Consider the following 20,440-nt stretch of genomic DNA (forward strand, 5'->3'; position numbering starts at 1 on the left):
TTAGGGCTATAGCGCGGTGCGCCGCCTAAAAGTATCAAAAATTGAAAGGGACCCTTCGACAGTGGCGGGAATTCTTCTCCACCAACCCCTACGAACAATTGTTGCGGACTTCCTGGGCCTACGCCCGGGGCCTGCGGGGGCGCTACCTGCTCATTTACGCCATGTTCACCTGCGTGAACCTGCTGGCCTCCCTCCAGCCCATCATCTTCGGCTACTTCATCAATTACCTGCAGGAAGAGCGCGGCGACCTCATCACGGCGGCCTGGATCTACGGCGGCGCCTACATGTTCCTCATCCTCGGCGGCTGGGCCTTCCAGTGGCCGGCCCGATTGATGGAGCGGCGCATGGCCTACGAGATCAGCCGGCGGCTCCTGATGGAAACCTACGACCGGGTGGTGCGGCTGCCCCTCGACTGGCACCGGCAGCACCACAGCGGCGATACGATTAACCGTACCCGCAAAGCGTACGAGGCCCTTAAGAACTTCTTCGACAACGGCTTCGTCTACTTCCAGACGCTGGTGCGCATGCTCTTTTCCATCGTGGCCATCATCTGGTTCAGTGCCCTGTTCGGCGGGGTCGCGGGTGCCGTGGGCATCCTGATCGTCCTGACCGTCCTCGCCTTCGACCGCCCCATCATCGCCGCCACCCAGGAAACCAACGAGCGGGAGAACGACCTGTTGGCCGGGCTGACCGACAACCTCGGCAACATCATTACTGTCACCACCCTGCGGCTGGGACGCCAGACCTCCAAGCAGATCGACCGCCGCCTGAAGGCCGTCTGGCCCCCCTTCCTCCGCAATACCCAGCTGAACGAACAGAAGTGGTTCGCCACCGGCGTCCTCATCGGGCTGATGTACGTGGTGATCGTCATCGGCTACGTCTACCAGAACTACGTGCCGGGGGAGGTATTCCTGGTGGGCGGACTGGTTACCCTCATCGGCTACGTCAACCAGTTCTCCAACATGTTCAACGCCCTCACCGGGCAGTACAATACCGTGATCCGCCTGCGGGCCGACCTGGCCGCCATCGACCCCATCACCCAGGCCTACCAGCGGCACTCCCGGCCGGCCCTGCCCCCGGGCACCCCCATCAACCGCAGCTGGCGGGAGCTGGGTATCAACAACCTCACCTTCACCTACGCCACGGCCACCGAGGAGAGCCGGGGGCTCACCGACATTCACTTGCGCCTCGGCCGGGGGCAGCGCATCGCCTTCATCGGCCCCAGTGGCAGCGGCAAGACCACCCTGCTCTACAACCTCCGCGGCCTCTATCCCCCCGATACCCTGCAGGTCACCTTCGACGGACAACCCGCCGGCTCCCCCGCCCAGCTGTACGAGCAAACCACCCTGATCCCCCAGAGCCCGGAGATATTCGAGGAAACCATCCTGCAGAACCTCACCATGGGCATCCAGCGCAAGCCCCAGGCCCTGGAGCAGGCCATCCACCTGGCCGCCCTGGAAGACGTGGTGTCCTCCGCCGAGCAGGGCCTCGCCACCTGGCTTTCCGAGGGCGGCGCCAACTTGAGCGGGGGCCAGCGGCAGCGGCTCAGCATCGCCCGGGGACTGCTCGCCGCGGAGTCCTCCACCCTGCTGCTGCTCGACGAGCCCACCAGCAGTCTCGACCCCGAGTCGGAGGTGCTGGTGTACCAGCGCATCTTCGACGCCTACCCCGACCGGACCATCGTCTCCACCCTCCACCGCCTCCACCTGCTGCGGGAATTCGACTACATCTACTACCTGGAGGAGGGCCGCATCGTCAGTCAGGGTACCCTGGATACCCTCCTGGCCCGCAGCGAGGCCTTCCGACGCATGTGGCAAAACCAGGTGCAGACGGGCTAAATCAACATCGGATGTATGACAGAATGGCATCTTGCGCCTTTCATCAGTTATTCCTAGTGTTTACATACAATTTTCATGAACTCCACCTGACAGCTTGTCGGACATCGGATGTCTATAGACATCCGATGTCCGACGCGTACCTTGGGCCGTATGCGCCGCTGGTACTCCAACATCCCCCCGCCCCTCGTCATGCTGTTCGCCATCATCGTGGTGGTGACGCTACTTACCTACCTGCTGCCGGCGGGCCTCTACGCCCGTGAAGAGGTGAACGGCAGCCTGCGGGTGGTACCCGGCAGCTACGCCGAGGTGCCCTCCACCCCGGTGGGCCCCTTCGCGATGTTCCGGGCGTTTCCGGAGGGGTACCGGCTGGCCACGCCCGTCATCTTCATCTGTCTGGCGAGTGCCCTGATGTTCTCTGTACTGGAGCGCACCCGCACCATCGAGAACGCCGTGGGGCGGCTCGTCTACCGCATGGGGAAGCAGCGGTCGGAGCTGCTGCTGGTGCTGCTCACCTTCGTGTACGGCATGCTGGGCGTATTGGTGGGCTACGAGAACAACATCGCCACCGTGCCCATTGCCGTGGTGGTGGTGCTGGCCCTGGGGGGCGACCTGGTGCTGGCAGCGGGCGTGAGCCTCGGGGGCATGACGGTGGCCTTCGGGCTCTCACCCATCAATCCCTACACCGTGGGCATCGGGCACGAGATCGCGGGGCTGCCTCTCTTCAGCGGCTGGTGGCTGCGTTCGGTGCTCTGCTTCGGGGCCCTGGCGCTGACGGCCTACTACAACGTGCGCTACTTCCGCCGGCTGCGCGCCGACCCGGAGAGCGGCATCGGGCGGGGGCTCGACACTTCCGGGCTGGCCCTTTCCCTGCCCCTGGCCGACTACCGCATCAGTGGCCGCAACTGGTGGCTGCTTTCGGTCTTCCTGGCGGGGCTGGGGGCGGTGCTCGTCGGGGTATTCCGCTGGGGCTTCGGCATCAACGAGATCTCGGCGGTCTTCCTGATCGTCATGGTCGTCAGTGCCGTGACCAGTGGCCTGACCGCCCGTGAACTGACGGACGGCGCCATGCGGGCGGTGGCGGAGATGGCGCCGGCCACCTTCATCATCGGCATGGCGGCCACGGTGAAGGTGATCCTGGAGCAGGGTCAGATCCAGGATACCATCAGCTACGGACTGGCGCAGGCGCTGGACGGGCTGCCCACTTATGCCTCGGCCGTGGGCATGTCGATCGGGCAGAGCGGCATCAACCTGCTCATCCCCAGTGGCAGCGGTCAGGCCCTGGCTACTCTGCCGGTGATGATTCCTTTGGGGCGGGCCCTGGACCTGAGTCCGCAGATCTCCATCCTCGCCTTCCAGGTAGGCGACGGGGTCACCAACCTCTTCAACCCTTCCCTGGGCGGCCTCGTGGCCATGCTCGGCGTTTGCCGGGTTCCCTTTGACCGCTGGCTGCGGTTCATCCTGCCGCTCACCGGGCTCCTTTTGCTGTGGGCCTGGGCGGGGCTGTTGCTCGCCGTGGCGGTGGGCTACCAGTAGCCTGATTACGGGAATGCCGGGCGGCGGCGCGCGGGTTCCGGGGAAGAGAATTTCTTAATTTTTATCATATTTCAAATATCCGGGAAGTTCCCGCCGTTTGTTCCGGGATATCACAACGGACAGCCCGCCGTCTGCGCCGTGCCCTAACCGCCTTTTGCCGGTAGGGGCAGTATGCATCTGGCTGCCCGGAGCGTAACTCCATTTTTTTTTACGTGCATCGGTAATCTTTGGCTGCTTCGCTTGATGCGATGCAGCGGGATCCACTTCTCTCTCTACTACTCTCTTATACCTTTTAACCCATGACTATTTCCTTTTTTCGCGCAGCCAGCGTGCTGTCGCTCTCTCTGTTTGCCCTATCGTGTGAGCAGGAATCTACCGTAGAAACCATGGCCATCGACACCCCCGAGGTAGTCTACGCCGACCTCCCCACCCCCTCCGGCAAGCTGGGTAAAAGCGCCGACGGCGCCCGCTACGAGGTCGTCATGGCCGAGTACATCACCGCCGGTGATTCCGACGAAATGGGCAACACCGTCCTGTTCAACCACCGCGGCAAAAACCAACTGGACTACGATTTCGCCCCCGGCATGTCGGGCGACGGCACCGACGCCATCTCCTACTACATCGACGATACCCGGCCCAGCCAGGACCTCACCGTCGATATGAGCACCGCCGCCGTGAACCGCGCCATGACCACCTGGGAAGACGCCACCTGCAGCGACCTGAACATGTTCCAGATCCCCGCTGACGGCCGCCCCACGGGTTACATCGCCAAGCTGCTGGGCTACGGCGGAAGCTACGAGTACGTGGCTGACGTAGTCCACAACGGCTGGCTCCCCGGGGCTTTCTTCGAGCAGCTCTTCGGCCGCTCCGGCCGCTCGGTACTGGGCGTGACCTTCACCCTCCTCCACGTGGACGCCGACGGCAACTTCGTCGACACCAACAACGACAACAAGCCGGACGTCGCCTGGCGCGAGATCTACTACAACGATCGCTTCAACTGGGCCACCAGCATCGACATTGAAACCGTAGCCCTCCACGAAGCCGGCCACGGTTTGAGCCAGGGCCACTTCGGCAAGGCCTTCCGCAACAAGAATGGCCAGGTCCACTTCAGCCCCCGCGCGGTCATGAACGCCGCCTACTCCGGCCTGCAGACCGAAGTCGACGGCACCGACAAGGCCGGCCACTGCAGCATCTGGGGCAATTGGCCCAACAAGTAACACACACTCACTTATTAGGTAGTAAAGCCCTGGCCGCCCCGCGCGGCCGGGGCTTTCTGCTTGGGGCAAGCGCCCCTCGCTACCTCCCGACTATTCTGCCTCTGATGGACGCCGGTGGGGAGGATAGTCGTGTGAATAACGCTTCCTTTACACAACTTCCGGCCTACTGACCGGTTGCCCCTACTGGGATACGACCACACACTCCCGCTACCCACGAACTAGCAGCGGAGTGATTTTGGCGTTTCCTGACTGGGCTAGTGATATGTGCATCTATTGTTATTCCTTTTAGTTTCTAAGCGATGCGCGTTATCCCGTAAACAAGCCTATGGCAGATACTTTCAACAAGAAGCAGCGAGAGAAAAAGAAACAGAAAAAGAAGCGCGAGAAAAGTGAAAAGCGAGAGCAAAAGAAACTGAGCGCGCGCAAGCCACCCGAATTCATGTACGTCGGCGTGGATGGCAACCTGACCCCCCACGCTCCCGATCCGAGCCTGCGCAAACAGGTCAGCCTTGAAGACATAGACGTCAGCGTCCCCCCGTCCGAGAAATCGGCTGAATCCAGTTTTGAAAAGGCCGGATTCGTCAAGTTCCTGAATTACGAAAAGGGTTACGGCTTCATCATCGGCGACGAGGGCGATGAGAGCTATTTCGTGCACGTGGACAATCTCCAGGGCCCGATCCGCGACGGCGATCAGGTCGTTTTCGAAGCCGGCCGCGGCCCCAAAGGCCCCGTTGCCGAGAAGGTAAAACTGCGGGCCTAGTAACCGCCGCAGTCGCGGCTACTCAACCAATCAGCCCCGGCAGTCTTCCCTTAAAAACAGAAAGGCCCTTCACCGCTTAGGTGAAGGGCCTTTTCCGTCCAGAGTGCTGCTTAGCCCGGACATAACCGTAGCAAGTGGCCCGGGCACCGCGGTGAGCGCTCTGGTCTGCCCTCCGTTAAAATTATCGGATGATGGGCAGCACCACCTCCGGACTTTCCCCGCTGGTGCTGTGCCGGGTATTCGGGATGATACGCTGGCACTTATTGACCCCATACCGCTTACCCAGATCATCGTAGATCACCCCAGAATATGCAGGGCGGGATTACGGACGGCTTGCAGGCGATCCAGGATATTCAATTTATTTCAGGCGAGGTCGCTGCGGAAAGCCTCGTTGACGGTTCCGGACTTTTCCGGTTTTCTGCCACTCCTGGCCGGAGGAGGCCTGCGGGTTTACCGGGCGGGCGTCCACCGCGAGACTTCCTTACCTTCGCCCCATGCCCAATCCCGCCACCGACAAGCGCCTCTTCCTACTCGACGGACACGCCCTAGTGTACCGGGCGCACTTTGCCTTCATCAACCGCCCGCTCATCAACTCCAAGGGGGTGAACACCTCCGCCATGCACGGCTTCACCCGGACCCTCTGGGACCTAATGAAGAACCAGGAGCCCACCCACCTGGCAGTGGTCTTCGACCCCGAGGGGCCCACCTTCCGCAACGAGCTGGCGGCCGACTACAAGGCCAACCGGGAGGAGCAGCCCGAGGACATCGGCATCGCCTTTCCCTACATCCACCAGATCCTCCAGGCCTTCAAGATCCCGATCATCATCGTGCCCAACTTCGAGGCCGACGACGTGATCGGTACCCTGTCCAAGCAGGCCGCCCGCGCCGGCTACCAGGTGTACATGGTCACCCCCGACAAGGACTACGGCCAGCTGGTGGAGGAAAAGATCCTCATGTACAAGCCCAGCCGCATGGGCAACGGGGTGGAGATTCTGGGCGTAGACGACATAAAGGACAAATGGAACATCGAGCACCCGGAACAGGTGATCGACATGCTGGGCCTGATGGGCGACTCGGTGGACAACATCCCCGGCGTGCCCGGCATCGGCCCCAAGACCGCCGCCAAGCTCATCCAGCAGTTCGGCAGCATGGAAGCCCTGCTGGAGAATACCGATCAGATCCGCGGCAAGAACCAGGAACGGCTGCGGGAGTACCGCGACCAGGCCCTGCTGAGCAAGAAACTGGCCACCATCATCCAGGACGTCCCCATTACCTTCGACCCGGAGGCCTACCTGATCGAGCCCTTCGACCGGGATTACCTGACGGACATCTTCCGGGAACTGGAATTCCGGAGCATCGCCAACGAGATCCTGGGAGTGGAGGAGGAGCCGAAGTCCGCGAGTTCCGCCCAGGGGGACCTCTTTGCCCCCGCGACGGATTCGGCACCCGCGTCCGCGCCCAACCGCTCCTTCAAGCAGCCCCCCGCCCACGCCATTGCCGACCAGCACCTGGGCAACACCAAACAGGCCTACCACAAGGCGGCAACGCCCGAGGAACGCGCCGCCCTGATCGACCAGTTGAGCCAGCAAAAGCTGTTCGCCTTCGACACGGAGACGACCAGTGTAGATCCCACCACCGCCGAACTGGTGGGCCTCTCCTTCGCCTGGAAAAGCGGGGAGGCCTACTACGTGCCCGTACCCGCCGGCCGCGCCGAAGCCGAGGCCATCGTCGCCGAGTTCGCGCCCCTGCTCGCCGACGAAAGCATCGAGAAAGTGGGACAGAACCTGAAGTACGACATGATCGTGCTCGAGCGCTACGGTGCCCCCGTAAAGGGCAAGCTGCTCGACACCATGGTGATCCACTACCTGCTGCACCCCGACAAGCGGCACAAGATGGACTTGCTGAGCGAGGAATACCTGAACTACAAGCCCATCCCCATCGAGGCCCTCATCGGGAAGGGAAAGAAGCAACTCACGATGCGGGACGTCCCCGTGGAAAAGGTGGTGGAATACGCCTGCGAGGACGCCGACATCACCCTGCGGCTCTACCACGCCCTGTGGCCCGAGCTGGAGGAGGAGGGGCTGGTGGAGCTCTACGAAACCGTGGAAGCCCCGCTGATCCCCGTACTGCGCGACATCGAACTCGAGGGCATCAACGTCGACACCGACTTCCTGCGCAACTACAGCAAGGTGCTGACCGAGGAGCTGCAGTCGATCGAGCGGGAGGTCTACAAAATGGCCGGCTCGGAGTTCAACATCGGCTCCCCGAAGCAGATCGGGGAGATCCTCTTCGGCCGCATGGGCGTACCCTACAAGGGGCGCAAGACCAAGACCGGGCAGTACAAGACCGACGAGGCCACCCTGGCGGAGGTGAGCGCCGACTTCCCCATCGTGAAGCAAATCCTGCGGCACCGCAGCCTGAGCAAGCTGCTGGGCACCTACGTCGACGCCCTGCCCCTGCTGGTGAACGAGGACGGCCGAATCCACTCCAGCTTCAACCAGACCATCGCCGCCACGGGCCGCCTGAGCAGCAACAATCCGAACCTGCAGAACATCCCCGTGCGGACGCCGGAGGGGGCCGAAATCCGCAAGGCCTTCATCCCGCGCGACGCCGACCACATCCTGCTGGCTTCCGACTACTCCCAGATCGAGCTGCGGCTGGTGGCCGCCCTGAGCCAGGACGAGGGCATGCTCGAAGCCTTCCGCAGCGGCAAGGACATCCACACCGCTACCGCCGCCCTGATCTTCGACGTGCCCTACGAGGAGGTCAGCCGGGTGCAGCGCTACCAGGCCAAGACGATCAACTTCGCCATCCTGTACGGGGCCGGGGCCCAGCGCCTGACCCAGGAACTGGAGATCAGCCGGGCCGAGGCCAGCCAGCTCATCGCCAACTACTACGAGCGGTTCACGGGACTGAAGCAGTTCATGAGCGGCACCGTGGAGAAGGCCCGGGAGGAGGGCTGCGTCACTACCCTGCTGGGCCGCAAGCGCAGCCTGCGCGACATCAACAGCCGCAGCGGCGTGGCCCGGGCCCTGGCCGAGCGGATGGCCATGAACACCCCTATCCAGGGCACAGCGGCCGACATGATCAAGCTGGCCATGATCCGCATCCACCGGATGCTGCGCGACAAGGGCTTCCGCACCCGCATGATCCTGCAGGTACACGACGAACTGGTGTTCGACGCCCCGCGGGACGAGGTAGAAAAGGTGACGCCCCTCATCGAGGAGCTGATGCGGGAGGCCCTGCCCGACCTGGCGGTGCCGATCGTGGTGGAAACCGGCAAGGGGGAAAACTGGTTAGAAGCGCATTAGGTACCCCTACTGCAGCTAACCCCTCATGCCCAGGAAAGGCAAAAACTACACCGACCGACTGCGCGGCCCGTCCGGGGAATGCGAGCTCTGTGCCCGCCACAAACCCCTCACCGAGCACCACCTGATCCCGCGTGCGGTGCACCGCAAGAGTTACTTCCAGAAGCGGTTCAGCAAGGAGGACATGACGCTGCGGCGAATTAGCATCTGCCGCGACTGCCACCGGGGGATCCACCGCCTCGTGCCCGACGAAAAGGAACTGGCGCGGGACTTCAACACCAAGGAGCTGCTGCTGGCCGACGAGCGCATCCGGCGGCACGTGGAGTGGGTGGCCAAGCAGCGGTAGGCGCACAAAAAAAGGCAAGCCGGAGAATCCGACTTGCCCGAACATTAACCAAAAACCCAGCAAAAGACATGACCTTAAGTCTTGCGATAGACTCCACAACGTATTGTTGAGCGTCGCGATAATGGTCAGACTGTACGGGAATCGTAGCGTTGCTGAGCAAGACCCGGTGTGGGTTGGCATGTTCAGCGGCGCCGGAAGTCGATTCCCGGCCGGAGCTTACAATGGCACACCGTACGTATGTGCACGGTCTGTTATATAATCCCCACCGCCCGGCAGATGTTCGCCCGCCGGACTGATTTCGGGCAAACATGCCGGGGGCTGAGCCGTTGCAGTAGCCAAACCATTAACCATGCAATTAACCAAGGAACAGGCTGCTGAAAAGCGGGCCGTAGCCGACCGACTGCTCACCATCAAGGAGAATTCCTACCAGAATATGCTGGCCATGCAAAACGCCGACCTGCAGGAGGCCGAAGAGACGAATGAGGAGTCGGAAAATCTCTTCGAGGACGGTAAAGTGGACCAGTCGATCAACCGCGTCGAAGCCCGCTCCTCCGTGGTGGAGGCCCTGCAGCACGAGATCCGCCTGCTGGCCAACATAGACGAGATCGAGCCCACGGAGGAGATCCAGCTGGGCGACATCGTGGAGACGGACCGCGGCCTCTTTTTTGTCGGCGCCGCCAGCGATGAGTTTGAGGTGAACGGCAAGAAGTACCGCGGCATCTCCACCGAGAGCCCCCTGTACAAGGCCATGCAAGGGAAGCACAACGGAGACACGGTGGAAGTGAACGATACTACCTTCCGCATCATCAATTCCTACTGATCCACCCCTGAGATCAGATCAACCGGGCACCGGAAATCCCCTTCCGGTGCCCTTTTACGTTATACCATGACCCTGAAGGAAGCCCAGGAGACCGTCGACCGCTGGATCAACACCGTAGGCGTACGCTACTACGGCGAGCTGACCAACACCGCCATCCTGATGGAAGAGACCGGCGAAGTAGCCCGGCTGATGGCCCGCCTCTACGGCGAGCAGTCGTTCAAGACCCCCGAGGCCGCCGCCGCCGCCCCGGGCGAACTGGCGGACGAACTGGCCGACGTGCTCTTCGTGCTCATCTGCCTGGCCAATCAGACCGGTACTGACCTGACCGCCGCCCTCGAACGCAACCTGGCCAAGAAGACCACCCGCGACCGGGAGCGCCACCGCGACAACCCCAAGTTGCGGTAGAAGCGGTCAATGTTTTTCAAACAAAAAATATAACCCATTTGCGTACAAATGCAGATTTATCCCTAAAAGACGAATTTTTATTCGACAATTAATGGGTTTTTCCTTGCGAACCGCCCCGAACGTGTTTATATTTGTAGCGTCGCAAAACAAAAGCAGTTTCAAACAAACAGGATAATGGCAGATAACCATAAAGACACCGCCGCCAAGCTGAAGGCGCTCCAGATGACGATCGACCGCCTGGACAAGGCCTACGGCAAGGGCACCATCATGCGCCTCGGCGAGAGCCAGGCCGCCAACGTGGAGGCCATCCCGACGGGCTCCCTGGGCCTCGACGTGGCCCTCGGCATCGGCGGCTTCCCCAAGGGCCGCATCATCGAGATCTACGGCCCCGAATCCTCCGGTAAGACTACCCTGGCCATCCACGCCATCGCCGAATGCCAGAAGCGGGGCGGGATCGCCGCCATCGTCGACGCCGAGCACGCCTTCGACCGCTTCTACGCCCAGAGCCTGGGAGTAGACACCGACAACCTCCTCATCTCCCAGCCCGACAACGGGGAACAGGCCCTGGAAATCGCCGAGAACCTGATTCGTTCGGGCGCCGTCGACATCCTCGTGGTCGACTCCGTAGCCGCCCTGGTACCCCGCGCCGAGATCGAAGGGGAAATGGGCGACAGCAAGATGGGCCTCCAGGCCCGCCTCATGTCGCAGGCCATGCGGAAGCTCACCGGCACCATCGGCAAGACCGGCTGCTGCTGCATCTTCATCAACCAGCTGCGGGAGAAGATCGGCGTCATGTTCGGCAACCCGGAGACCACTACGGGGGGTAACGCCCTGAAGTTCTACGCCTCGATGCGCCTGGACATCCGCCGCACGGGTGCCGCCATCAAGGACAAGGAAGGCAACGTAGTTGGCAACCACGTCAAGGTAAAAGTGGCCAAGAACAAGCTGGCCCCACCCTTCCGGGTCGCCGAATTCGACATCATGTACGGAGAGGGCATCTCGAAGTCGGGTGAGATCGTGGACCTGGGCGTTGACCAGGACATCATCCAGAAGTCCGGCGCCTGGTACGCCTACGACGAAGCCAAGATCGCCCAGGGACGGGAAGCCGCCAAGCAGTTCATGCTCGACAACCCCGAAGTGGCCGACGAGGTGGAAGCCAAGATCAAGGCCAAGCTCATGGGCCTGGAAGAGGAAGCCCGCGCCAACCGCAACGGCCGCGGCAAGACCGCCGACGCCGAAACGGCGGAAGCCTAGCAGTACAACTTCCGCACTACGGCGAGCGCCCGTCCCGAATGCTTCGGGGCGGGCGCTTGTCTTTTGATCACCGATCAACTATCCGGCCCGACGGGGGGCATAATCGCCTGGGGTGCGGTAACTTTGCAGCTTCAATCCCCCCTCCCCATGAACCGCGACACCGCCGTATTCGACCTCATCGACCAGGAACTCGAACGCCAGCGCCACGGCATTGAGCTCATTGCTTCCGAAAACTTCACCAGCGCCGCCGTGATGGAGGCCATGGGCAGCTGCCTGACGAACAAGTATGCGGAGGGCTACCCCGGCAAGCGCTACTACGGCGGCTGTGAGATCGTCGACCAGGTCGAGCAGCTGGCCATCGACCGGCTGTGTGAACTCTTCGGCGCCGAATACGCCAACGTCCAGCCCCACTCCGGTGCCCAGGCCAACGCAGCCGTATTCCTGGCCTGCCTCAAGCCCGGCGACAAGACGCTCGGCTTCAGCCTCGCCCACGGCGGCCACCTGAGCCACGGCCACCCCGCCAACTTCAGCGGCAAGAACTACCAGGCCAACTTCTACGGCGTGGAGGAGGAAACCGGCCGGATCGACATGGACAAGGTGGCTGAGAAAGCCCGCGAGGTACAGCCCAAGCTCATCATCTGCGGCGCCTCGGCTTACAGCCGCGACTGGGATTACGCCCGCTTCCGGGAAATCGCCGACGAAGTCGGCGCCCTGCTGCTGGCCGACATCGCCCACCCCGCCGGCCTCATCGCCGCCGGCCTGCTGAACGACCCGATGCCCCACTGCCACATCGTGACCAGCACCACCCACAAGACCCTGCGCGGCCCCCGTGGCGGCATCATCATGATGGGGAAAGACTTCGACAACCCCTGGGGCCGGAAGACCAAGAAGGGCAACGCCATCAAGATGAGCAGCATCCTGAACAGCGCCGTCTTCCCCGGCATGCAGGGCGGCCCCCTGGAGCACGTCATCGCCGGCAAGGCCGTGGCCTTCGGCGAGTGCCTCACCGACGGCTGGAAGGCCTACGGCAAGCAGGTCATCGCCAACGCCCGCGCCATGGCCGACGCCCTGATCGAACGCGGCTACCACATCATCAGCGGCGGCACCGACAACCACAGCATGCTGATCGACCTGAGCAACAAGGACATCACCGGCCGCGACGCCGAGGTGGCCCTGGGCAAGGCCGACATCACCCTGAACAAGAACATGGTGCCCTTCGACAAGAAGTCGGCCGTGGTCACCAGCGGCATCCGCATCGGCACGGCGGCCATCACCACCCGGGGCTTCAACGAAGACGACTGCCGGCAGACCGTCGCCTGGATCGACGAGGTGATCCGCAACGCCAACGACGAGGCGATTCTCGCCCGGATCCGCGGCGAAGTGCACGCCTTCATGGAGCGGTTCCCCCTCTACTCCGAGGAGCTGGTCAGCGGCCGCTAAACCTGCGGTTCCGCTGAAAAAAAGGATAGTTTTAGGTAGAACGAAGATTTACCGAATATTTAAGCGGGGGACCGCATCGGAAGCGTATATTAATAGCGTTATTACCTTACGGACTTGTTGGGGTTTTGCATTTCTGTCCGATAACGAGCCAGTTTTAGGTTGGACGAGGCGCGGAAAGCGGATCGTAGCCCAGCTACGAAGCCGTTTTTAGCAACGAAGTACAGGCTAAAAGGGGCCGTTTGCAGGTCGAATGGTAAAACCCCAACAAACCCTTTCGGGCTTTGCCCACGTCTTGGCGCTATTTATACCAGCTTACTATTCCCCGGTCCATGAAGCTTACGTTCTCTCTTTTTTGTCTGCTTTTACTAACCTTTTCTTCCACACTCATCGGTCAACAGGTTTATCGGCCAGACCTCTCCCAGCTAACCGCTCCCGAGCAGCGCTGGGTGGATTCGGTCTACCAATCGATGTCAGAGGACGAACGGTTAGGGCAACTGTTCATGATTCGCGCCCACAGTGACCTGGGGCCCGACCACGTAGCCAGCGTCGAGCGGCAGATCCGCGACTTTCACGTGGGCGGACTGTGCTTCTTCCAGGGCACCCCCGAAAAGCAGCTCGAGCTGACCAACCGCTACCAGGCCCTCAGCGACCTGCCCCTGATGGTGAGCATGGACGCCGAGTGGGGACTGGGCATGCGCCTGCCGGACCACACCATCTCCTACCCCAAGCAGCTGGCCCTCGGCGCGATCCGCAACAACCAGCTGATCTACGACATGGGCGCTGAAATCGCCCGTCAGATGCACCGCCTGGGGGTAAACGTGGCCTTCAGCCCCGTTCTGGACGTCAACAACAACCCGAACAACCCCGTCATCGCGACCCGATCTTTCGGCGAGGACCGCTACAACGTGACCGCCAAGGGGTATATGTACATGAAGGGCTTGCAGGACAACGGTATCCTGGCCAGCGCCAAGCACTTCCCCGGCCACGGCGACACCGACGTGGACAGCCACCTCGACCTGCCCGTCATCAAGCACAGCCGAGCCCGCCTCGACAGCATCGAGCTCTACCCCTTCCGCGCCCTGATCCGCTACGGCATCGGCAGCATCATGGCCGCCCACCTGCAGATCCCCGCCCTGGACCCCCGCCCCAACCGCCCCTCCTCCCTGAGCAAGCCCATCGTTACCGACCTGCTGCGCAAGGAAATGGGCTTCACGGGACTGATCTTCACCGACGGACTCGAAATGAAGGGGGTGACCAAGCACTACGGCGACGGTGAGGTGGAAGCCGAGGCGATCGCCGCCGGCTCCGACGTTCTCCTGCTCCCCGAAGACATCGCCGCCTCATTCGCGGCCATCAAGCGCTACGTCGCCGAAGGCAAGATCAAGCCCGCCGACATCGAAACCAAGGTGCGCCGCGTGCTGCTGTCGAAGTACCGCCTCGGCCTGACCCGGCCTAACTTCCCCGCCGTAGCCAACCTGCGGGCCGAGCTCAACTCCCCCGCCGCCAAGACCCTCAAGCAGGAACTCTTCCAGGCCTCGATGACGCTGGTCCGCGACGCCGAAAAGCTGGTCCCCATCCAGACGCCCCCTACCGGCAAGATCGTCTCCCTGCGCATCGGCGCTACCCAGCCGACCACCTTCACCGAGCGGCTCGACGACTACGGCCAGATCACCCACCTGACCACCGGGGGCAGCCCCAGCGACACCGAGCGCAAGCAGATCCTCAACCGCATCAGCGCCGGCGACGTGGTCATTACCAGCCTCTACAGCGACGGCAGCCGCTTCATCGAAAAGGTGACGGTCACTTCCGAATTGCTGCGCCTGCTGCGCGCCATCGACGAGCGCGCCGAGCTGGTCGTCACCGTTTTCGGCAACCCCTACAGCCTCAAGGCCCTGGACGGCTTCGGCACCCTGCTGGAGGCCTACACCCGCGACGAGGTGGCCCAGGACGCCGCCGCCCAGGCGCTGTTCGGTGCTAACCGCCTCACCGGTCGCCTGCCCGTGACCGCCAGCCCCAAGGCCCCTTACAACGCCGGACTGGAAACGACGGCCAACTTCCGCATGGGCTACGCCCCGCCGGAGAGCGTAGGCATCGACGGGGAGCGGCTGACCGCCCGGGTAGACAAACTGGCCGAAGAAGCCATGCGGGAACGCGCCGCCCCGGGTATGGTCGTCCTGGTCGCCCGCCACGGGAAAGTGGTCTTCGAGAAGGCCTACGGCCACCATACCTACTCCGATGATCAGCCCGTCACGCCAAACACCGTCTACGACCTGGCCTCCGTGACCAAGGTGGCCGCCACTACCCTCTCCGTGATGAAGCTGGTGGACGAGGGCAAAATCGACCTGGACCAAACACTGGGCTACTACCTCCCCGAACTGAAGGGCACCAACAAGGCCCCCCTGAACATCCGCGCCGTGCTGGCCCACCGCGCCGGCCTTCACAGCTGGATCCCCTTCTACCGCTATACCCTTACCCCGGGCCGCAACCCCAAACCCAGCTCACAGTTCTACCGGACCAGCCAGACCGGCGACTTCGTCGTTCCCGTTACCGACAAGCTGTACATGAACAAGGTGGGCATCGACAGCGTATGGCAACGGATCTACGACAGCCCCCTGCCCAACGTAGGGCGGTACCGCTACAGCGACCTCGGGTTTTACCTCCTGGCCAAACTGGTGGACCGGGTAAGTGGCCTCAGCGTGGCCGAGTACGCCGCCCGCCACTTCTATCGTCCCATGGGTCTCGAATCCCTCACGTTCAATCCCCTGCGTTCCATCTCCATTGACCGCATCCCGCCCACCGAGCGGGACAACTACTTTCGCATGTGCACCGTGCGGGGCTTCGTACACGACATGGGCGCCGGCATGATGGGCGGGGTGAGTGGTCACGCCGGACTCTTCGGATCGGCCCACGACGTGGCGGCCCTCTTCCAGATGCTGCTGCAGGAAGGCAGCTACGGTGGTCGCCGCTATCTGAGCCCGGAGGTCATTCACGAATTTACTTCCCGCTACCCCGGCGAATCGCGGCGCGGACTGGGCTTCGACATGAAGCAGCTGAACGAGAACCGTTACCTCAACATGTCGGACGAAGCCTCCTCCCGCGCCTTCGGCCACCTCGGGTTTACGGGAACGGCCGTGTGGGCCGACCCCCAGGAGGATATGGTCTACGTATTCCTCTCCAACCGGACCTATCCCAGCGCCGAGAACAACAAGCTGAGCAAGCTCAAGACCCGCAAGAAGATGCAGGATGCCGCTTACGAAGCCATGGAGCCATTATCCGCCTTCAACCGTAGGGGCGAAGCCCCGTCTACGGCCGCCCGTCTCGGGCAACGCCCCTAGCGCGTACCCCCGCTAATCGCCTTGTACAGGAACCCGGCGGGCAGCTGGTCGGTCAGTTCCATGCCGTTGAGTACGGCAAACTCCTCGAGCCGGTCCTGGGGAATGCCCGCGTCCAGCAGGGCCTCGCGCAGCGTCTTGGCGCGGTTGGTCGTCATGATCTTGATACGCTCCGGCTTGCGGTTCAGCTTGCTCTGGTCGCGCAGTTCGTTGAAGCTGCGGATGCTGGATTCCATCTCCGGAGCGTAGCGGTTGAAGTCGGAGGCCATGGACAGTCCTGCCATCATGTAAATGTTGCCGCCGTAGCTGATGAAGCTGGCGATGGTGCCCAGGGAGGAGCGCTGTCCCTGCTGGTTCTGCTGGTCAATCTGCCCGATGACGGTGGTAGCGGGCAAGCCATTGATGGCCTGGTCGCTGGTGCGGGAAACCTGTACCTTGTTCTGCTGGACAAATTCCTGGGCCGCGGAGCGAGGGTCACTGCCGGGGGCCAGCCGCATCTGCATGATGGCTTTTTGATCGGGGGCCACCATCTGCACCATGGTGGGTGAATTGATGAGTTGCCAGCTGCGGGGGATAGTGAAGTAGAAGCGCAGGTCGGGGTGGTAGAAAGCGCCGCTCTCCACGTAACCCTTCTTGGGGTCCTCCCCGTAGAGGATGCCGTCGATCCGCCGCAGGTAGCCCTCGCGGTCCACCTCGTAGTTTGCCCGGTTATCGGCCGCCTGGAACTGCTGGGCGAGCTCGGCTACGCGGGCTTCGCGGTTGAGGGGGTCGGGGTGGGTGCTGAGGAAGGTGGGCGCCCGGTTCTCGGAGCCGCCGCTGAGGCGGTCCAGGGTGCTGAAAAAGCCGGCCATTTCCTGAGCGTCGTAGCCGATGGCGGTGGAATACTTTACGCCCAGTTCGTCGGACTGGCTCTCGGCGTCGCGACCGAACTTGAGGAACAAGAGCTGCATGCCCTGCATGAGGGTCTGCCCCTGGCTGGCCAGCTCCGGCGAGAGGATCATCCCGCCGATCAGGCCAATCTGCGCCAGCTGCTGCTTGCTCTGTTGGGCCACGGTATGGCGGGCGGTCACGTGGCCGATCTCGTGGCCGAGGACGCCCGCGAACTGGGCCTCATTATTGAAGTGGGCCATGATGCCCCGGGTAAAGTAGACGAAGCCGCCGGGAACGGCGAAAGCGTTCACCACCTCGGAATCCACCAGCCGGAAGGTCCAGGGAAGGTTGGGGCGCTCGGAAATGGCGGCCATTGCGTTCCCCTTTTCCGTAAGGAAGCGCTGCAACTGGGCATCTTCGTATAGCCCGAACTCCGCCACCACCTGGGGGTCGTACTCCTTGCCCATCTGGATTTCGCTTTCCTCGGAGATCAGGGAGATCTGTCGCTTGCCGGTGACCGGGTTCGTGGCACAGCTGGGCAGGACGAACAGGAAGGTGAGCAAAAGCAAGGCGGCGCACAAGCGCGAGAGGGTAACGTACATGTCTTGTTGGCAGATGGTTTCCCAGCTAGAAGTCGGCCCGGGCCGAATAAGTTTGCTGCAAAAAGTTAAGCGTGGCCCGCCTGCTCCCCTACTTGAGCACTGCTCCCGTCCCTGGCCGGTCGGGGTAGATGGCGTATCCCGTCTGCGGGTCAAAGGTGACGCCGGTGGCCGGGTCGTCGGCCAGCAGCATGGCGCCGTCCAGATCGGCGTAGTCGAGTTCGGGCAGCAATTGGGCGATGCCGCTGATGCCCACGCTGCTTTCGGTCATACAGCCGGCCATCACCTGCAGGCCCAGGGTGCGGGCCCGGGCGATCATGCGGCGGGCGGGCAGCAGTCCCCCACACTTTACGACCTTGATGTTGATGCCGGAGAAGTGCTCGGCGCAGCGGTCGACGTCGTCCTCCGTCTGGCAGCTTTCGTCGGCCAGTACGGGCAGCACGCTGTGGCGGTGCACCTCGGCCTGGCCAGCGGTATCGGCGGGCTTCAGCGGCTGCTCAATAAACACTACTCCCAGTTCGCTCAGGGGACCGGAGAAGTCGATGGCCTGCCGGGCCGTCCACCCCGTGTTGGCATCCACGTAGAAGGGGGCGTCGGTGTGCTCGCGCAGGGCGCGGATGATGGCCACGTCGTCGTCGCCGCCACCCAGTTTGATCTTGTACACCGGCCAGGGGAAAGCGCGCAGCTTGCGGACCATCTCTTCCACCGGTGCCAGGCCAATGGTGTAGCAGGTAGGAACGTGGCGCGTGCGGTCCTGCTCCCACAGCAGTCCAAGTCGCTGTCCATGGGCCTTGGCCCAGAGGTCGTGGAGGGCCACGTCGAGGGCGCAGCGGAGGAAGGGGTTGAAATCCACCGGGACCGTCCCTTCCAGCAAAGCGCCTACCCCGCTTTCCTTCAGTTCACCCAGGGAATGGCGCGCGAACGCGGGTGCCAGGGTCCGCAATTCCGCCGCGCAACGCTGGCTGTCGAGTCCGTAGTAGCGGGTCATCGCCGTCTCTCCCAGTCCGCTGAATTCCCCCTCGCTGAGTTCGACGATCAGGGTGGGCTGCTCGGTCCGGCTTTCGTGGGCAATGCGGAAGGGATCGCGTAGGGGTAGGGAGAGTTGGTGGACTTTAAGCTTCAAGGGGTGAAGGGGTGAGTTGGAGAGTTAGTGAATTGGTGAATTAGGGTGCATTTATCCCTCGCTTCGCTCGGGCCGGGAAATTAGAGGGGTTAGAGTAGTTAGAGGTGCTGCATTTATCCCTCGCTTCGCTCGGGCAAGGGCGCTGTCAGGGCACGGGACTAAAAGACTAAAGCCCTAACAGACCAAAAAACTCAATCACTAAAAGACTAAAAAACCACTAATCAAAAAATCAATGACTACGCCATCCCTCCCTACTTCTGGCGGAAGAAGATGGTGATGGGTACTCCGGTGAAGTCGAAGTTCTCGCGCAACTGGTTTTCCAGGTAGTTCTTGTAGCTGTCCTTCACGTGCTGGGGGTGGTTGCAGAAGAAGGCAAAGGCCGGGTAGGCCAGGGGCAGCTGGGAGACGAACTTGATGGAGATGACGCGCCCGCGGGAGGCTGGGGGGCTGTAGCGCTCAATGGCCGGCAGCATGACGTCGTTGAGCTTGGAGGTGGGGATGCGGCGGGTACGGTTGGCGTATACCCGTTCGGCGGCTTCGATGGTCTTCATAATGCGCTGCTTCTCGGTGACGCTCATGAAAACGACCGGCACGTCATTGAAGGGGGCGAAGCGGCGGCGCACCTCGGCTTCGTAGTCGCGGGCGGTGTTGGTTTCCTTGTTCTCGACCAGGTCCCACTTGTTGATGGCGATTACGATGCCCTTGTTGTTGCGCTGGGCGAGGCGGAAGATGGCCAGGTCCTGGCTTTCCACCTTGTCGGTAGCGTCGATCATGAGCACGCAGACGTCGGCCTTTTCAATGGCGCGGATGGCGCGCATGACGGAGTAGTACTCCAGGTTCTCGTGCACCTTGGCCTTCTTGCGGATGCCGGCGGTATCGATGAGGATGAATTCCTTGCCGTACTTGTTGTAGTGGCTGTTGATCGTATCGCGGGTGGTGCCGGCGATGTCGGTCACGATGTTGCGCTCCTCGCCGAGCAGGGCGTTGATGAAGCTGGACTTGCCGGCGTTGGGTTGCCCCACGATGGCGAGTTGCATCAGTTCGTTGGGTTCCTCCTCGTGGTTGGTGATGTATTCCACGGCCGCATCGAGCAGGTCGCCCGTACCGCTGCCGGTGACGGAGGAGAGGAAGAAGGTTTGCTCAAAGCCCAGCGACCAGAATTCGTTGGCCTCCAGCTGCCGCTGGTTGTTGTCGACCTTGTTAACGGCCAGCAGGACGGGCTTTTCGGCGCGGCGCAGCATCTGGGCCACCTCCTCGTCGAGGTCGGTGATGCCCGTGGTCACGTCGACCATGAAGAGAATGACGGTGGCTTCCTCGATGGCGATCTCCACCTGGTCGCGGATGGCGGCCTCGAAGACGTCGTCGCTGTTGCGCACGAAGCCGCCGGTGTCCACCACGGCGAATTCCTTGCCGTTCCAGTGGCTCTGGCCGTACTGCCGGTCGCGGGTCACCCCACTCTGGTCATCGACGATGCTTTGCCGTTCTCCGATCAGGCGGTTAAAGAGGGTGGACTTCCCCACGTTGGGGCGTCCTACGATGGCAACGATATCCATAGAATGAGGTCTAAAACTGAAGTCTGCTAATACCGTAGTACA

14 protein-coding genes are annotated in these 20,440 nt (G+C 62.4%); 11 read left to right on the plus strand and 3 right to left on the minus strand.

Going from position 1 to position 20,440, the window contains the following annotated elements; genetic code table 11:
- Window positions 1-41 precede the first annotated feature (41 nt).
- From CGL56_RS15700 to CGL56_RS15750, 11 genes are all read left to right on the plus strand, one after another.
- The gene (locus tag CGL56_RS15700; protein ID WP_099107531.1) at window positions 42-1,838 is read left to right on the plus strand and encodes an ABC transporter ATP-binding protein; all 1,797 of its coding nucleotides are present in this window, start codon (window positions 42-44) and stop codon (window positions 1,836-1,838) included.
- 150 nt (window positions 1,839-1,988) lie between these two features.
- Window positions 1,989-3,371 (plus strand): YfcC family protein, encoded by a 1,383-nt coding sequence (locus tag CGL56_RS15705; protein ID WP_099107532.1) that lies wholly within the window; start codon window positions 1,989-1,991, stop codon window positions 3,369-3,371.
- A gap of 299 nt (window positions 3,372-3,670) precedes the next feature.
- The gene (locus tag CGL56_RS15710; RefSeq protein WP_099107533.1) at window positions 3,671-4,588 is read left to right on the plus strand and encodes a hypothetical protein; all 918 of its coding nucleotides are present in this window, start codon (window positions 3,671-3,673) and stop codon (window positions 4,586-4,588) included.
- 325 nt (window positions 4,589-4,913) lie between these two features.
- Window positions 4,914-5,348, plus strand: coding sequence for a cold-shock protein (locus CGL56_RS15715; RefSeq protein ID WP_099107534.1), 435 nt, complete (start codon window positions 4,914-4,916; stop codon window positions 5,346-5,348).
- Window positions 5,349-5,842: 494 nt separating this feature from the next.
- Entirely contained in the window at window positions 5,843-8,659 is a 2,817-nt protein-coding gene (gene polA, locus CGL56_RS15720; protein ID WP_099107535.1) for a DNA polymerase I, read from the plus strand.
- Between the two features lie 25 nt (window positions 8,660-8,684).
- On the plus strand, window positions 8,685-9,002 hold the full coding sequence (locus CGL56_RS15725) for a hypothetical protein (protein ID WP_099107536.1): 318 nt from the start codon (window positions 8,685-8,687) through the stop codon (window positions 9,000-9,002).
- A gap of 349 nt (window positions 9,003-9,351) precedes the next feature.
- Complete coding sequence (locus CGL56_RS15730; RefSeq protein WP_099107537.1) at window positions 9,352-9,822, plus strand: hypothetical protein; 471 nt, start codon at window positions 9,352-9,354, stop codon at window positions 9,820-9,822.
- 66 nt (window positions 9,823-9,888) lie between these two features.
- Window positions 9,889-10,227, plus strand: a complete 339-nt coding sequence (locus tag CGL56_RS15735; RefSeq protein WP_099107538.1) for a nucleotide pyrophosphohydrolase — start codon at window positions 9,889-9,891, stop codon at window positions 10,225-10,227.
- Between the two features lie 174 nt (window positions 10,228-10,401).
- A complete protein-coding gene (gene recA / locus CGL56_RS15740; protein WP_099107539.1) occupies window positions 10,402-11,481 on the plus strand; it encodes a recombinase RecA in 1,080 nt (359 codons plus the stop codon).
- Between the two features lie 147 nt (window positions 11,482-11,628).
- The gene (gene glyA, locus CGL56_RS15745; protein ID WP_099107540.1) at window positions 11,629-12,921 is read left to right on the plus strand and encodes a serine hydroxymethyltransferase; all 1,293 of its coding nucleotides are present in this window, start codon (window positions 11,629-11,631) and stop codon (window positions 12,919-12,921) included.
- Window positions 12,922-13,250: 329 nt separating this feature from the next.
- A complete protein-coding gene (locus CGL56_RS15750; protein WP_099107541.1) occupies window positions 13,251-16,256 on the plus strand; it encodes a glycoside hydrolase family 3 N-terminal domain-containing protein in 3,006 nt (1,001 codons plus the stop codon).
- On the opposite strand, the gene CGL56_RS15755 is transcribed toward CGL56_RS15750, so the two are convergent.
- The 3 genes from CGL56_RS15755 to der all read right to left on the minus strand — a co-directional run bounded on the left by CGL56_RS15755 (window position 16,253) and on the right by der (window position 20,398).
- Window positions 16,253-17,725 (minus strand): M48 family metalloprotease, encoded by a 1,473-nt coding sequence (locus CGL56_RS15755; RefSeq protein WP_167641638.1) that lies wholly within the window; start codon window positions 17,723-17,725, stop codon window positions 16,253-16,255. The two genes, CGL56_RS15750 and CGL56_RS15755, sit on opposite strands and share 4 nt — an antisense overlap.
- A gap of 88 nt (window positions 17,726-17,813) precedes the next feature.
- Window positions 17,814-18,845, minus strand: coding sequence for a dipeptide epimerase (locus CGL56_RS15760; RefSeq protein WP_099107542.1), 1,032 nt, complete (start codon window positions 18,843-18,845; stop codon window positions 17,814-17,816).
- Between the two features lie 251 nt (window positions 18,846-19,096).
- Window positions 19,097-20,398 carry a ribosome biogenesis GTPase Der gene (der, locus tag CGL56_RS15765; protein ID WP_099107543.1) on the minus strand — a complete coding sequence of 434 codons (1,302 nt, stop codon included), beginning with the start codon at window positions 20,396-20,398 and terminating at the stop codon, window positions 19,097-19,099.
- Window positions 20,399-20,440: the final 42 nt, after the last annotated feature.

The sequence above is a fragment of the Neolewinella marina genome (assembly GCF_002631205.1).
Classification (GTDB): domain Bacteria; phylum Bacteroidota; class Bacteroidia; order Chitinophagales; family Saprospiraceae; genus Neolewinella; species Neolewinella marina.